Below are 16,120 nucleotides of genomic sequence, written 5' to 3' on the forward strand. Positions count from 1 at the left end.
GTAAAATTTTAAATAATAGAGTGAATAACTAGTAAATAGAATTATCAACATTAATTATAACCAGTTACGAAAATCTTCTTCCAATAAGGAAGAAGATTTTAATATGAAATTATTGACTTTAAAAATAAACCTTGTTAATTTTCAACATCGTTTTTCCACACTTCATGATCTTTTTTTAAAATCCCCCTTAAATCTTGAATATTGATCTCAAATTCAGCGTGATCACCTAAGGCGTGAATAACATTCACACTAATACCTAGTCCCTTGTCTGTAAAATAACTAAATATTTTTTTTCCCTCAATCTCTAAAGAATCCGCGTTCCCAAGCATTTTCATTAAATCTTCTTCAGAAAATGAATCTAGTACATTGTCATGTTCAGGTTTAAGAGCTTTAAACTCACCATTTTTTAATTTATTAATAAATTTTTTATCTATAACTATAATATCGTTTAGTCTTTCCTTTTTTTCTGTTGCGATATTTATGTTGCTTGTATAAAATACATTAATTGGATAAGCTGCTGGCAAATCAACATAACTAACGCCAAAGTATTGAATGCTTATTAAATTTTCACTTTTCCACGTAACCTTATTGTTTATCTCAATAGTAAGTGGACCATCTGCATGGGAATATAAATTTAGGATTGTTAATGCTTCATCCTTGATCAATTGGTTAATATTTTTTACTTTGTCATTTATATTGACATCAGGCCCTGATAAATTTGCAATTTGGGGATATTTTATTTTTATTTCTTTGTTCTCAATGTAAGATTCCTGCACGATATCATAGGTCAGATTAGTCTCATTGTTTGTTCCTTTCTTCTTATTCAAACTCACTTCACTTCCTGAAGTATCATTTTTATCAACACTAGATACATCATTATCTATATCACATGACGATAACATTATTAATGTGAATAATAATATAATAACAAAACCTGTTTTCTGCATTTCCCCAACTCCTTTAAATTAAGTTACTTTAAGTAAAATAATTTCAATAATTTTTTTGCCCTACATTCTAAATTTATCTTATTTCATGATACCAAAAAAAACCACCTCTGGGAGGGGTTCTCTTAAGATTGAATGATACAATATGAAAATGAGAAGTTCAAAGGTTAGGGGCAAATGCCCCTAACTACTTAATCTTTGGAAAAATTCTAAATGTATATAGATTTAGTTAACTAATTGTTACACTAACTAATTAGCTTTTTCTGCGAATCCTAAAACATTCCCGTTACAATCTTTAATATGAAACTCCTGCATTCCATACCAAGTAGTATATAGATCTCTTACAATCTCAACTTTTTCTTGTATTTCTTCATAAAAATATGTTAAACCTTCTACTTCTAAATAAAAACAAGTAGATATACCTTTTGGCATCTCTTCAAAAATAGGTACATCCTCAGCAATACTGTCCGGTGTTTGGAACATGATTTGGAAATCATCTTTACTCATGATGGCAAAAACATAATTTTTATCTTGATCTATTTCTTTCGTCGTAATTTGATTATCATCTACGACCATTTCAAGTTTAAACCCTAATATATCACGGTAATATGCTATGGAAGTATTCAAATCCTCACTAATAAAGTTTGTCGTAAATTTTTTTAATTTCATCATTCATACTCTCCTTTTAAAGCATTATTTATTTTCATAACGGGAACACATTCTGCATGCAAGTTTATAAATCTCATTTCTCATTGATTCTGGTTCTATTACCTCAGCATTCGAACCTAGAGAGAAGAAGTATTGCACTGAATAATCCCATTCTGTAGCAGGACACAGATAATCAACTTCCCATTCATCTTCAGTAATATTTTTTACTAAATGTCCGATATGAGGGTCTTGCTCTGTCATTAATGCACCTTGATATGTTAATTTTGCTATGACACGTATTGAAGGTTCCATTAGATGTGTTTCTTTTACATTTTTATTAGGTAGATTAGGTAGCTTTAGATCTGTAGATTGATTCACTTCAATTTGATCTATTCGATCCACTCTAAAGGTTCGTTCTCCTTGATGTGTATTAGAATAAGCTTCGCAATACCAAAATCCATGAGCTGTATAAATTCTTAAAGGGAAGATTTGCAACCATCGATTATGTTTTTTTGAACGGTATAGAATGTTGAGCCATTTTGATGCCGTAGTATACTCTAGTAATGGCATTAATAAGGGGGTTTTATAGTTCCGATTTGGAATTTCTACTTCTACATGATTAAGTATTGGATCTATTTGTTGTAATGTCTCTTCAGGTAATATAGCTTTGATTTTATCAATTACTGTCCACCTTTCTTGGTTAAATGGTGTGTCAGGTATTTTTGTCATGGCTTTTAGTGCAAAGAGAATCGTTAATGCCTCTTTGGAATCGAATTGTAATGGAGATAATTGATAACCCTCCATCAGACGAAAACCACCATTTGGACCAGTCATTGAATATAATGGAATTCCCATCTCAGAAAGTGACTGCATATCTCTTAAAATTGTTCTTTTTGATACCTCAAACTTTTCAGCCAGTGACTGAGCAGTTTCAGGTCGTTGTTGTAAAGCGATGAGAATAGCCATGATTCTATCGGTCCTTTTCAAGATCGTGGTCACCTCCTTTTATATAAACATCATAACATGCTATTAGTGACACTATATTTGTCACTAATTATTAACCAGTTTTATAATTTTAATAAAAATTTACTGGAAAAATAAAGAGTCTGAATTAGATTTAGTTTTTTCCAAAATGTAAATTAATCAAATTGTGGCAGGTTAATATAAAAGAAGTTAGATGTTATAATGAAGCATATAAAAGATTGCTTGGTGTTAGAGATGAAAAGTACTGCAACTCCAAAATTTCACTTTCAAATAAATAATAGAAAGGTGAATGAAGTTGACTAGTCAAGGAAATTTTATTGCTTATACTTTGAGAATAATTGGGTATTTATGTTTTTGTTTAGGACTTATTTTTTGGATTATTATAGTGGTTGAAATTGGAATGCTAGAAGGAATACAAGTAATATTAGGTTTTGGGGTTTCCGGCGTAGTTTTTCTAGGTTTTTCTGAAGTAATAAATCTTTTACAAGGAATTTATAATCAGGGAGAGATTAGATTAAGAAGTATCCAAACAGAATCTACTTCTCAAAAACAAGAAAGTAAGCCAGTTTCAAAATCAGAGCACACAAACTCAGCTTATGAAACTACAAATTCAATGGTTTGACCTTCTGATGCTGTGTTTCTATAAAACAAAAGAAATGAAAATTAAGGAGCTTTTAGCAACCACCAAGGAAGATTATTACATGGTTCGATTTGAGGATGGTAGTTCTGAGGTCGTTTTGTTAGATGGAGCAAATCCTAAGGTGGTTGAATCTTTTAAAGCTTCTGTTAAATACTAAGAGGTTATAAGAGTGGTTCCTTTCTCACGTAATAAAACTAAGAATGGAAGTAAAAAGTAAATAGAAATCTAAATAAGGAATTGATGTTATGAGCTTTAACTTTTATTTCTTTTTATTTGTATCTGGATTCGTTACATTATTAATTGGATATATTGTTGTAAGGACATTTCTAAAAAAAGAAATTCCAGATAACCCTTACACTCCATTTGATTATATAACTGGACAATCAGATGTTGAATTTCGTGATGAAAAAGAAGAGTTTGAACAGGATAATGATCAAGATGAGAATAGAGACTAAAGATCAACCTAGTAAGACTGCTGAAATTGCTAAGGAGTTATTTAAAAGATATGAGGTGAAAAAGATATTAATCCCTGGTGGAGGTTATGGAAGGAACTCCAAACTTTTCTCCACTTCTGTTTTTGAAGTAGATGCAATAGAAATTTCAAAATTTTAAAGGAAAGGGCGTATAAATGTATTTACGAGAAATTATAAAACTAAACAAAAAGATACAAAACCACACTCAATATCCTTTTAACATTCCAACCATTAAAACACTAGATACATTATCATTAAAGAAAAATGTAACCTTTTTTGTAGGAGAAAACGGTTCAGGTAAATCTACATTACTTGAAGCAATTGCTTATCAATGTGAATTTAATACTGCGGGTGGAAGCAGGAACAATACTTATGAGGTGGATTCTTCTGAAGCTAGATTAGGTGATTATATCCGTCTTTCATGGATGCCTAAAATGAATAAAGGTTTTTTCCTTCGTGCAGAGTCATTCTATCACTTCGCCTCTCATATTGATGAGCTAGCTGAAGATGACCCTGGTATTTACAGCTATTATGGTGGAAAGTCCCTTCATGAACAATCACATGGAGAGTCTTTTTTGTCTTTGTTCAAAAATCGATTTGGTCAATCTGGTATATATATTTTAGATGAACCAGAGGCCGCTCTTTCTCCGGCCAGACAATTAGCTTTTTTAAGTATAATTCATGAATTACAGAAACATGCGCAATTAATAATCGCTACACATTCTCCAATATTAATGGGATATCCAAACGCGGATATTTTTAATTTTGATGAAGTCCCTATAGAACAAATCAAGTATGAAGATACAAATCATTATCAAATTTCTAGGAGGTTTCTGGAAAATAGAAAGGTATACCTAAGAGAATTAATGGATTAAGGATTGAATTAAAAAAAAGATTAAATTGGAATATTGGGCTTTAATTTTCTAGGAGGAACACAATATATCGAAGAGTTCAAAGAGATCTTGTAAAAGATCTTCATTACGTTATAGGTAAAAAGTTTATTGGTAGGGTAAGCGTGAAAAGGAAATTTTCAATAAAAAGCATCATTTTCATCGTACTTTTATTGGATACGAATTAAAAAATGACCAGGAGAGAAGATTTTACAACTATTTTTATAAAAATTAATTATTATATAGGTTTTAGTGAAAAACAGACGCTGTGGTATGTTAGGGTGAAAGAGCTACAAGAAAAGGAAGCAATTAAAACCATTATTATAAAATACCAAGTGAAAGAGGACGAGAAAATAGTATAATAAATCGAATATTTGGAGGCAACATCATGAATATAAAATTAGAATTGTTAAATGAATCTGATTTTTCAAAAATTGTTGAATGGGTAAATGCCTATAATTCTGATTTTATGGTTCAATGGGCAGGGCTAACTTATAAGTTTCCTTTATCTATGGAACAAATTACAGAGCACTACATACGTGGAATAAACACTAAAGAAGGCAGTGCTTATGTATATAAAATTATAGATGTTGAATCAAGTCATTATATTGGTTCTGTGCAATTGGCAAGATTTGATGAAGTGAAAAAAGAAGCCGTCATTGGTAGATTCATTATAGATGAAAAATACAGAGGTAAAGGTGTTGGACAAGCTGCACTTCATAAATTAGCTAGCCTTGGGTTTGAACAATTTAACTTAAATGGGTTGAAACTTAATGTTTTTAATATCAATAAAGGTGCGATGAAGTGTTATGAGCGAGTAGGTTTTAAACAAATACTTGTAAATCCAAAGTTTTATCAGTCAAGCACCGGGGAATGGTGGGATCAAATTCAAATGTTGTTATGTAAAGAAGAGTGGATTAAAAATAAAATGAAATGACACAAGGAGTATATGGAAAATTATTTCTGCAGAGACTTTTTTTCATTAAAACATCGCTCTAAACTATCATTTGGACTAATTTTAATTTATAAATTAAAGAACCTGTTTAGAAATATTTTATCAAAAGAGGTTCTTTAGTTTACCGATGTATGAATTGTTGTTATTAAACTTATTCTTATATTATAGGTTTATTTTTCTTTAATAGTAATAGGTCTATATATAGTTGACATTTGATATAAAAATTATCAAAGTCAATTGATGTTAGATCAATAATTTGTTTTAATCTGTAATTCATCGTATTAGGGTGGATGAATAGTTCTTCAGCTGTTCGTTTTAATTTACAGTTGTTTTTTAAATAAATTTCTAAAGTACGAATAAGGTTTGTCTTGTTTTTATTGTCGTAATTTTGCAACTTTAAGATCATTTCATTATCATAACGTTCTTGAACGTTTCGTTCATGAATCGTAGAGATATATCGATATATTCCTAGATCTTTATTTTCGATAGGTACTTCATAGTCATTTCGATCTACAAATTCTGTTGATTGAATAACTTCTAGAGCTTCTACATAACTTTTCCTTAAATTTCCTAATCTATCGTATTCATTTCCCATACCAATCAACAGTTTTTTATGTTGCTCTTCATTTAATAATTCACGTATATTACGAATTAACATTCTCGCTTTATCATATGTGAAATATTCCTTGTCAGATTCACTCCCTATAATGACAATCGTCTGATTATTTTCATTTAAAACGATGGCATCTGGTTTAGCTTTTTGAAATTCCTTGTTTAATAAGGGTTTCATTAGATTTAACTCTTCGTTATGATGAGCTGAAAAAACAACTACAGTAAATCTTACAGGTAAGGATATATTTGCAGATTTTGCATGGTTTAATACTTGTTGCTCGTTGTCATCTTGGTTTAACAATTCAAACATCATTTGTTCTTTTGTATTTTGATTAGAGTTTTTAACTTTTAGACGTTTAAATAATAAGGTACCAACATGATTGGATACTTCTTTTAAAAAATGTAATTCTTCTTCGTTTAAAACTATATCGGCTTCTTGTACCCAAATATAACCGAGAATCTGTCCCTTATGCTTAGCACTGACAACGATTCGTTGATACAGTCCAAGTTCTTCGATTGCGTTAATTCGAATGGGGTCTGGAAATTTTTCTAGTTGTCGAAAAATACCATCTTTTTTTAAGCGATCGATTATAAACAAGGGGCATTTTTTTGATAAAATGGTTTTTTGCTGTGATGTATCAAAATGATAAGCAAATTTAGAACTATAGGAAATCAATTCAAAACTTTTATTTTCTATAATGAGCGGTTTTTTTAAAACTGAACTAATATGTTCCGTTAAAAGATCAAGATCAGTAATTTCAAATGCTTCGCTCAATTCATTGGACACCATAATTTTACTCCTCTAATAAACACTCTATTGTTTTTTCTATATTTATCATCATGAAAAGTCTCACAATTGTCAAGATATTGTTTAAAAGACTTTTATATTAAGTAAAAAATCTCTTGGATTCAGTACCAAGAGATTTTTTCGCACAGTAATATTTAAATAGTATTAAGATTTTGATTTTAACAAGGTTTCCATTTTTTCAAAATGATCTATGATGGAGCTTTCAGGTTTTTTGCCGATGAAACTAACGACGACTATCGTAATAAATCCTAATATAAATCCAGGCACGATTTCATATAATTCAAAAGGGATCATTTCTTCCTTGATTACAACACCAGCATCATCTAATTCAGGGGTAGAAAGGAGTTTCCAAATTACAACAGTAGCAGCACCAACAATCATTCCGACTAAAGCTCCATTTCGAGTCATTCTTTTCCAAAATAATGAGAGAATAACAATAGGGCCAAATGCTGCCCCAAAACCTGCCCATGCATAACTCACTAAATCGAGAACAGAGCTTTCGGGATCAAAGGCAAGGAAAATCGCAATTAAAGCGATAACGAGTACCGAGAATCTTCCTACCCAAATTAATTCTCTAGAGGATGCAGAGGGACGAATTAATACTTTGTAAAAATCTTCAGCAATGGCACTAGATGATACAAGCAACTGTGAATCAATCGTACTCATTATAGCTGACAAAATAGCAGCAAGTAAAAATCCTGAAACAACAGGATGGAATAATACATTTGCGGCTTCAATAAAAACAGTTTCGGCATCTGTTAACGGAGTACCAGAAAAATAAGCAATTCCTACAAAACCAGTGAAAATAGCGCCAAATAAAGAAATAACCATCCATGTCATTCCTATAAATCTTGCTTTTGGAATTTCTTTATGATGTTTTATTGCCATAAACCTCGTCAAAATATGTGGTTGGCCAAAATATCCTAATCCCCATGCCATTAATGATATAATTCCTAGAATACCAACACCACTAAATACATCCAGTCTGTTTGCATCAATTGTTCCAATGCGTTGAATCGTTTCATTCCAACCTCCCATATTTCCAATCATGACAATAGGAACGACAATAAGAGCTAGAAACATTAATATACCTTGAAAAAAATCTGTCCAACTTACGGCTAGGAACCCACCTAACAAGGTATAAGAAATGATGACTAAAGCCCCAATCCAAAGAGCGAGCTGATATTCCAATCCAAATGTATTCTCAAAAAGAAGGGCTCCACCTACTAAACCAGATGATGTATAAAAAGTAAAAAACAATAAAATAACAAATGCAGAAATCACTCGTAGGAGTTTAGAAGAGTCTTGGAATCTGTTTTCAAAAAAATCAGGGATCGTAATTGAATCGTTTGCTAGTTCTGTGTAAATACGAAGTCTTTTAGCAACAAATTGCCAATTTAAAAAAGCGCCTAGAGCTAGACCAACACATATCCAAGTTGCCTCCATCCCAGCTGCATACGCGTAACCGGGTAATCCTAATAACAACCAACCGCTCATATCAGAGGCTCCCGCGCTTAATGCAGCAACTGCGCCACCTAATCTTCTACCTCCCAGCACATAATCAGATAAGTTGTCCGTTTTTTTATAGGCAACCCAACCTATGATAAGCATACCAATTAAGTAAATAATAAATGTAGTTAAAGTAGCTCCACTAATCATATTAATTTCTCCTTTCTTGCAAATATGTGATTAAACTTATTATCACCAATAATGACATAGGCACAAGTAACCAAAACCAAGTTGCGGCCGTTAATTCATATTCCATTTGACTCACCTCCGATGATAATCGTTTGCAAGTAATCGCTTTCATTTTATAATATGAAAAATATTCCTATTCTTATGATAGATGAAAGAAAGGAGGAAAGCTACCTTGAGAGATATGATTAATCTTCTTCAAGGTAGCTTTTGTTAAAGTTTTATATAATATTATTTGAGTTGTACTTCACTTTTTCTTAGTCCAGGGCCCCGAAAAAGTAATATGATTAATCTTCAATGGTTTGCTTCACTTTTTGGATACTAAAGTGTTTCACTGATTGTTTTAGGAAGCATATGTTGGATTAGGTAATCAGGACCGCCTGCTTTTGAATCAGTACCTGACATGTTGAATCCGCCAAACGGTTGGTATCCTACAATCGCACCTGTACATGTGCGATTAAAGTATAGGTTACCCACATAGAAGTTTTCTTTTGCATATTCGATATGTTCACGGTCATTAGAAATTAGTGCACCTGTTAGACCATATTCTGTATTGTTTGCTATTTCAATTGCTTCTTCAAAGTCTTTTGCTTTTGCAAAAGCAACAACAGGTCCGAAAATTTCTTCTTGCATGATTTTTGCTTTAGGATCCACATCAGCAATAATAGTTGGTTCAATGAAAAATCCTTTTGAATCATCACCATTTCCACCGAAAACTAAACGACCTTCTTCTTTACCAACTTGAATATAAGACATAATTTTATCAAATGAAGCTTGATCGATGACTGGTCCCATATAAGTATTATAATCAGTAGGATCTCCAACAATTTTATCTTTTGCTATTTCAATGACTCTATTTAAAACTTCATCATAAACATCTTGGTGGATAACTGCACGAGAACCTGCAGAACATTTTTGTCCAGAGAATCCAAAAGCAGATCTGAAAATAGATTCAGCAGCCACTTCTAAATCGGCATTTTTATCTACAACAACAGTGTCTTTTCCACCCATTTCAATAATCGTTCTCTTTAACCAAATTTGACCAGGATTTACTTTTGATGCACGTTCAAAAATTCGAGTACCTACTTCACGTGAACCAGTAAAAGTAATTAAACTTGTTTTAGCATGATCTACTAAGAAGTCTCCAACTTCAGCTCCGCTTCCAGGGCAAAAATTAACTACCCCTCTAGGGAGACCTGCTTCTTCTAATACTTCAACAAATTTATAAGCAACAACAGGTGTACTACTTGCTGGTTTTAGAACAACTGTGTTTCCAGTAACGATAGGAGCCACTGTTGTTCCTGCCATGATTGCAAATGGGAAGTTCCACGGGGAAATAACCACTGTTACTCCCATTGGTGTATAAATATATTTATTATATTCACCTTCACGACTAGATACAGGTGTACCATCTTTTAATCTTATCATTTCTCTAGCATAATATTCCAAGAAATCAATTGCTTCTGCTGTATCAGCATCAGCTTCATTCCAAGGTTTACCCGATTCTTTAATTAAAAGTGCAGAGAATTCAGCTTTTCTTCTACGGATGATTGCAGCTGCACGAAATAAGATGTCAGCACGTGCTTCCGGCTTCCATTTTTTCCATGTTTTAAAAGCAGCTTCAGCGGCATTAATCGCTTCTCCAGCAAGTTCTTGGTTTGCTTTTGAAACAGTACCAATCACTTCTTCTTTATTAGCTGGATTGTAGGAAACTATTTTACTTTCTGTTTTAATTCGTTCCCCGTTAATGATTAATTCATAATCATTACCAAATTCTTCTTCAATTTTTTGTAATGCTGCTTTCATTTCTTGTTGATTACTTTCCTCTGAAAAATCTAAAAATGGTTCGTGTTTATATGGTCTCATATTAATACTCTCCTTTTATATAATTTTATTAACTCTTGAAAATTCCTTTTAATACAAATGCTACATTTGCAGGTCTTTCAGCTAATCTTCTCATGAAATAGCCATACCAATCATTTCCATAAGGAACATAAACCCGCATTTTATATCCTTGATTAACTAAGTCTAGCTGCGTTTGAGTTCTCATACCATATAACATTTGAAACTCAAATAAATCACGACTAATATTATTTTCTTTAGCAAATTGTTTAGTAAAGTTGATCATTTGATCATCATGACTAGCTATGGCAGTATAGTTTCCGTTTAAAAGATGATTTTTAATCATTTTTTTAAGATTTTCGTCTACGTCTTTCTTTTCTTGATATGCCACTTCAGTTGATTCTTTATAAGCACCTTTTACTAGACGTAAGTTAGGAGAAAGTTCTTTTAAATCATTTATATCATCTAAGGAACGATATAAATAAGACTGTATGACGGTACCGACATTACTAAACTCAGCTTTCAACCCTTTAAAAATATCTAAAGTGGCTTGGCATCTTGATTCATCTTCCATGTCAATGGTGACAAATATGCCATGTTCCTGTGCTTCATTCAAAATGGTTCTCATATTTTCAAAGACTAAATTATAATCAATATCCAGTCCTAATGAAGTGAGTTTTACAGATACTTGTGAGTCAAGTTTTTCTCTTGCTATCGTTTGAATCGTGTGAATTTCTTGTAATGTTCTCTCACGTGTCTCATCCATAGATTTAACAAATTCACCAAGATGATCCACTGTCGTACATAGACCTTTTTCATTTAACTTTTTAATGACTGGAACTGCACAATCAAAGTCAATTCCCCCAACCACTTTTGAAGCACCAAATTTTAAACCGTATCGTTTTGCCATTTTGTTTAAAGATTTATTTTTAGATAAGTATAAGAAAAAGTTTCTAGATAACGCTTCCACAGTAACTAACCTCCTTTTCTTAAAGTACAATCCACAGTCATAGTTTGTTATTTTAGTCTGAAGATTTTATGTTATGGTGTTCAAATTTGAATTGAAGTTAATATATTTATTATATGTGTAGAGGAATTTATTGAACAATGTGTAGTGCATACAAGATTGTCGTACAATCATTGTGGTTTAGACACAAATTAAATGTTACATATTGAAAAACAAATGACATAGACTGGAAATATATGATTCTATTTATCATTTATTTTCACTTTTAAGGGTAAATTATGTATTCTAATTTATTTTAACTGAAAGTTTACATTTTATTAATCTACCATTGACAGAGCATGTACATAATTATGAAGAATGAATGATACATGAAGGATGGATGCTATGAAAAAAGTTGAACTAGTTCAAATCTCAAAATCGTATAATCATCATACGAATGTATTAGAAAATATTAATGTTAGTATTGAGCCTGGAGAATTTTTTGTACTTGTAGGCCCATCAGGTTGTGGGAAAAGCACACTATTACGTATGATTGCAGGGTTAGAAGATATTTCACAAGGTAAGTTATTCATTGGAGGCCATCATGCCAACTTATTACGACCTAGTCAACGAGGGATCTCTTTTGTTTTTCAAAATTATGCACTTTACCCTCATTTAACTGTTGCAGAAAATATTGTGTTTGGACTTCAAGCTCAAAAGGTACCAAAGAATGAAAGAAATAAAAGATGTATTGAAGTTGCAGATATGTTAGGCTTAATCCCATTTTTAAAAAGAAAACCTCGCGAGTTATCAGGAGGACAACGTCAAAGAGTAGCACTGGCTAGATCAATAGTAAGTCAGGCCCCAATTTGTTTGATGGACGAACCTCTTTCCAACTTAGATGCAAAACTTAGATCACATATGCGGTCAGAAATTAAACAAATCCAACGTCGATTGGGTCTAACCATGATTTATGTTACCCATGATCAAGTCGAAGCGATGACCATGGGGGATCGAATTATGGTATTAAATGAAGGTAAAATACAACAAATTGGTGATCCGTTACAGATTTATAATCATCCTGCTAATGCTTTTGTCGCTCAATTCATTGGTTCACCACCTATGAATCTGATTCCAGCAACGTTTAACAAACAAAAACAAACCATTCAAATTGAATATCATCATGAGATCTTAGTTCCTTTACATGATGTTAGGAATATATCAAACGAAGATATTATTGTTGGAATTAGACCAGAAGATATTCATTTGGCTAGAAACGAACCTATTCATTTTCAAATAGAGGTTGTGAATGTTGAAGTGTTAGGTACTGAAACGATAATTTCATTTAAGATAAAGGATCAGCAGTGGTCCATGAAATGGAATGGACAATGGAGAATAGCTATTGGGGATCGTATCCCTATTAGTTTGGATTATCAGGTGTTAAGTATATTTGATTCTAAGACGGGAACTGCTTTGAAAAATGCTAAAGCAGACACTCATTATAAAATTAATGAGGTGAACTTATGAAAGTTGTAGTAGACGAAGAACATAAAGGGCAAATACCTGCTACTATAAATAAATTAAGTTTCTTGTCCCGTACCTTAAATAATCGAACAGCACTTTTATATTTATTGCCCTCTATTGTACTATTTAGTGTATTTGTATTTTATCCTATGTTTAAAACGGTATATTTAAGTTTCTTTTTAACGGATTTACAAGGGAGACCAGCAGAATTCGTAGGTTTAGAAAATTTTCAATACTTAATACAATCAGAAAGTTTTCATAAAAGTATAAAGGCTACATTATTATTTGTTTTATATACCGTGCCCATAAGTATTGTGACAGCACTTTTTTTAGCAATTATAGCAAATGAAAAACTGAAAGGAATCGGTGTGTTTCGTACTTTATTTTCCTCAACTATGGGGATGTCAGTAGCTGCTTCTTCTGTCATTTGGTTATTTTTATTCCATCCTAGCATAGGAGCAATTAATCGTTTACTATCTATTTTTAATATTCAAGCCATAGAATGGTTAGTAGACCCGAGTTGGGCACTCATTTCCATTTCTATCACAACCATTTGGATGAATACGGGTTTCACCTTTTTAATCTTGCTTGGGGGATTACAAAATATAGATGAAAATTTATATGAAAGTGCATCCATTGATGGTGCTAGTTTTTGGTATAAAATGAGGCGTATTACTATTCCCATGTTATCACCAACGCTCTTTTTCATCATTACAATCACGTTAATTAATGCTTTCCAGACCTTTGGTCAAGTAGATATTTTAACAAAAGGTGGTCCAGCTGAATCTACAAATTTAATAGTCTACTCCATTTATCGAGAAGCATTTATCAACTATCAATTTGGAACAGCAAGTGCTCAGGCTATCGTTCTCTTTTTCTTTATTTTGATTGTCACGATTTTACAATTTAAATTTGGAGAAAAGAGGGTGTTTTATCAATGATTAATAAATGGGTCGTTTATCCTCTTTTAATGATTTGTTCAATATGTTTGATCTTTCCAATATGTTATGCATTTTTTATTAGTCTTATGGATGGTGGGGAGATTCTTCAAGGGCAAATACTTCCCAAATCTGTAACTTATCAAAACTACATCGATGCATTTAAAAGCGTACCTCTTTTGCAATATTTATGGAATAGTTTCATTGTTTCAACATCTGTAACAATTGGCATGTTAGTTGTTTCAAGCCTCGCCGCTTTTACGTTTGTTTTTATTCCTTTTCATGGGAGAAATGTTGTGTTTTTTATTTTTATCTCAACGATGATGATTCCTTGGGAAGCAACGATGATTCCAAATTTTTTGACCATACAAAAATTAGGTTGGATTAACTCGTATGAAGGATTAACCATACCATTTTTCGCCTTGGCTTTTGGCACATTTTTATTGAGACAGCATTTTAAAATAATTCCGTTAGAATTATATGAAGCTTCCCAGGTTGCTGGTTTAAGTCAATTTAAGTTTTTTTACAAAATTGTATTACCTGTTTCAAAAACCAGCTTAGTCACATTAGGTGCTTATGGATTTTTAACCACATGGAATATGTATTTATGGCCTCTTCTAGTGACGAGTAATGATTCTGTACGAACAGTGCAGATTGGTATTAAACAATTACAGACACAAGAAATAGCAACGGAATGGGGTGTGGTGATGGCAGGAGTTATCATTGTGATCATTCCAGCTTTATTACTTTTATTTTTAGGACAAAAACAATTGCAAAAAGGTCTGACTCAAGGATCAATTAAATAAAAGGAGAGGATTTAATTGAAAAAAGTAGGTTACTCAATTATCATTTTATGGTTTGTTCTCATTATGTCTGCTTGTTCAGAACAAACTTCTAAAAATGAATTAACAAAGACAAACGAATCATCAGAGGATCAACGGGTAGGAACTAAAGATGGAGATAAGACAAAAGTTGTGTTCTGGCATTCCATGGGAGGAAAATTGCAAGAAACGTTAGATAGCATTGTTAATAAGTACAATCAATCACAAAATGAATACGAAATTGTTGCTGAATATCAAGGCTCATATGAAGAAGCTTTAACTAAACTACGGAGTGTAGGCGGTACAGATGATGCTCCAGCTATCATGCAAACGTTTGAGGTTGGAACAAAATATATGATTGATAGTGGTTTTTTTGAACCGATTCAAACTTTTATTGATAAAGAAGATTATGAAATGGATTTATTGGAAGAAAACATTATTAATTATTACAAAGTTGATGGGAAATTTCACTCCATGCCATTTAATTCATCCACTCCTGTTTTAATTTACAACAAAGATGCTTTTACTGAAGTCGGTTTAGATGAAAACAAAGCACCGCGTACATATAGTGAGATCAAAGAAGCAGCTAAAAAGTTAACTTCTGTGAATGGTAATGTGACAGATCGATTCGGTTTTTCAATGTTGACATATGGTTGGTTTTTTGAACAACTTCTTGCAACACAAGGAGGGTTGTATGTAGATCAAAACAATGGTCGTTCTGGTGATGCAGAAAATGTATTGTTCAATGGTGAAGAAGGGCTGAGAATATTTAATTTATTAAATGGTATGAATCAGGCAGGGACGTTTGGAAATTTTGGATCTAATTGGGATGATATTCGCGCCGCCTTCCAATCTGGTAAGGTTGCCATGTATATGGATTCTTCGTCAGGAGTTCGTAATGCTATTGAGAACTCACCTTTTGAAGTAGGCGTAGGCTTTATACCTCATCCTGACAATATGGAACCTCAAGGGGTAGTGATAGGTGGTGCTTCATTGTGGTTATCAAAAGGAATTGATGAGAGCATACAGGATGGAGCTTGGAATTTTATGAAATATTTGCAAACTCCAGAAATTCAAGCGATCTGGCATGTTGAAACAGGATATTTCGCTATCACACCAGCAGCTTATGAGGAGCAATTAGTCAAAGATGAGCATTCAAAATATCCACAGCTTAAAGTAACCGTAGATCAATTGCAATCAACAAAGTCACAACCAGCTACACAAGGAGCGCTAATTTCTGTATTTCCTGAATCACGACAACAGGTTGTTACTGCTTTGGAAAATTTATATCAAGGCATGGCTCCGCAGGAAGCTTTAAACCAGGCAGCAAGAGGAACAGAACGTGCAATGGAAATAGCGAATCGTACCAAAAATAAAGAGTAAAACACTAAATTTAATGA

At 32.5% G+C, this 16,120-nt stretch carries 16 protein-coding genes; 9 read left to right on the top strand and 7 right to left on the bottom strand.

The annotated features are described in order from the left end of the window. Positions 1 to 134 precede the first annotated feature (134 nt). The 3 genes from ERL59_RS03235 to ERL59_RS03245 all read right to left on the bottom strand — a co-directional run bounded on the left by ERL59_RS03235 (position 135) and on the right by ERL59_RS03245 (position 2,579). Entirely contained in the window at positions 135 to 947 is an 813-nt protein-coding gene (locus ERL59_RS03235) for a polysaccharide deacetylase family protein (RefSeq protein ID WP_160644436.1), read from the bottom strand. A gap of 246 nt (positions 948 to 1,193) precedes the next feature. After that, positions 1,194 to 1,613, bottom strand: a complete 420-nt coding sequence (locus ERL59_RS03240; protein WP_160644437.1) for a VOC family protein — start codon at positions 1,611 to 1,613, stop codon at positions 1,194 to 1,196. 24 nt (positions 1,614 to 1,637) lie between these two features. Next, the gene (locus ERL59_RS03245; RefSeq protein WP_160644439.1) at positions 1,638 to 2,579 is read right to left on the bottom strand and encodes a helix-turn-helix transcriptional regulator; all 942 of its coding nucleotides are present in this window, start codon (positions 2,577 to 2,579) and stop codon (positions 1,638 to 1,640) included. A gap of 292 nt (positions 2,580 to 2,871) precedes the next feature. On the opposite strand from ERL59_RS03245, the gene ERL59_RS03250 reads away from it, so the two are divergent. From ERL59_RS03250 to ERL59_RS03270, 5 genes are all read left to right on the top strand, one after another. Beyond that, complete coding sequence (locus ERL59_RS03250) at positions 2,872 to 3,198, top strand: hypothetical protein (RefSeq protein ID WP_160644441.1); 327 nt, start codon at positions 2,872 to 2,874, stop codon at positions 3,196 to 3,198. Positions 3,199 to 3,461: 263 nt separating this feature from the next. Further along, positions 3,462 to 3,671 carry a DUF3951 domain-containing protein gene (locus tag ERL59_RS03255; protein WP_160644443.1) on the top strand — a complete coding sequence of 70 codons (210 nt, stop codon included), beginning with the start codon at positions 3,462 to 3,464 and terminating at the stop codon, positions 3,669 to 3,671. Continuing rightward, positions 3,655 to 3,828, top strand: a complete 174-nt coding sequence (locus ERL59_RS03260; RefSeq protein ID WP_160644445.1) for a hypothetical protein — start codon at positions 3,655 to 3,657, stop codon at positions 3,826 to 3,828. Before ERL59_RS03255 ends, ERL59_RS03260 begins: the two co-directional genes overlap by 17 nt. Positions 3,829 to 3,844: 16 nt before the next feature. Beyond that, complete coding sequence (locus ERL59_RS03265; RefSeq protein ID WP_160644447.1) at positions 3,845 to 4,564, top strand: AAA family ATPase; 720 nt, start codon at positions 3,845 to 3,847, stop codon at positions 4,562 to 4,564. Positions 4,565 to 4,967: 403 nt separating this feature from the next. Next, positions 4,968 to 5,516 carry a GNAT family N-acetyltransferase gene (locus tag ERL59_RS03270; RefSeq protein ID WP_160644449.1) on the top strand — a complete coding sequence of 183 codons (549 nt, stop codon included), beginning with the start codon at positions 4,968 to 4,970 and terminating at the stop codon, positions 5,514 to 5,516. Positions 5,517 to 5,691: 175 nt separating this feature from the next. Here the strand turns inward: ERL59_RS03270 and ERL59_RS03275 are convergent, their stop codons facing one another. From ERL59_RS03275 to ERL59_RS03290, 4 genes are all read right to left on the bottom strand, one after another. Further along, positions 5,692 to 6,936, bottom strand: coding sequence for a PucR family transcriptional regulator (locus ERL59_RS03275; protein WP_160644451.1), 1,245 nt, complete (start codon positions 6,934 to 6,936; stop codon positions 5,692 to 5,694). A 162-nt stretch (positions 6,937 to 7,098) separates the two neighbouring features. Beyond that, positions 7,099 to 8,613 carry a sodium/proline symporter PutP gene (gene putP / locus ERL59_RS03280; protein WP_160644453.1) on the bottom strand — a complete coding sequence of 505 codons (1,515 nt, stop codon included), beginning with the start codon at positions 8,611 to 8,613 and terminating at the stop codon, positions 7,099 to 7,101. Positions 8,614 to 8,970: 357 nt separating this feature from the next. Next, a complete protein-coding gene (gene pruA / locus ERL59_RS03285) occupies positions 8,971 to 10,515 on the bottom strand; it encodes an L-glutamate gamma-semialdehyde dehydrogenase (protein ID WP_160644455.1) in 1,545 nt (514 codons plus the stop codon). A 28-nt stretch (positions 10,516 to 10,543) separates the two neighbouring features. Beyond that, positions 10,544 to 11,461, bottom strand: a complete 918-nt coding sequence (locus ERL59_RS03290; protein WP_160644457.1) for a proline dehydrogenase family protein — start codon at positions 11,459 to 11,461, stop codon at positions 10,544 to 10,546. 381 nt (positions 11,462 to 11,842) lie between these two features. On the opposite strand from ERL59_RS03290, the gene ERL59_RS03295 reads away from it, so the two are divergent. Genes ERL59_RS03295 through ERL59_RS03310 form a run of 4 tightly spaced genes read left to right on the top strand, consistent with a single transcriptional unit; the run spans position 11,843 to position 16,103 of the window. Beyond that, positions 11,843 to 12,964, top strand: coding sequence for an ABC transporter ATP-binding protein (locus ERL59_RS03295; RefSeq protein ID WP_160644458.1), 1,122 nt, complete (start codon positions 11,843 to 11,845; stop codon positions 12,962 to 12,964). Further along, positions 12,961 to 13,902, top strand: a complete 942-nt coding sequence (locus tag ERL59_RS03300; protein ID WP_160644460.1) for a carbohydrate ABC transporter permease — start codon at positions 12,961 to 12,963, stop codon at positions 13,900 to 13,902. Before ERL59_RS03295 ends, ERL59_RS03300 begins: the two co-directional genes overlap by 4 nt. After that, a complete protein-coding gene (locus ERL59_RS03305) occupies positions 13,899 to 14,705 on the top strand; it encodes a carbohydrate ABC transporter permease (protein ID WP_160644462.1) in 807 nt (268 codons plus the stop codon). The genes ERL59_RS03300 and ERL59_RS03305 overlap by 4 nt, the downstream gene beginning before the upstream one ends. Before the next feature lie 15 nt (positions 14,706 to 14,720). After that, the gene (locus tag ERL59_RS03310; RefSeq protein WP_407925672.1) at positions 14,721 to 16,103 is read left to right on the top strand and encodes an ABC transporter substrate-binding protein; all 1,383 of its coding nucleotides are present in this window, start codon (positions 14,721 to 14,723) and stop codon (positions 16,101 to 16,103) included. The last annotated feature ends 17 nt before the right edge of the window (positions 16,104 to 16,120 follow it).

It is taken from the genome of Chengkuizengella marina (assembly GCF_009910845.1).
In the GTDB taxonomy this organism is placed as follows: domain Bacteria; phylum Bacillota; class Bacilli; order Paenibacillales; family KCTC-33759; genus Chengkuizengella; species Chengkuizengella marina.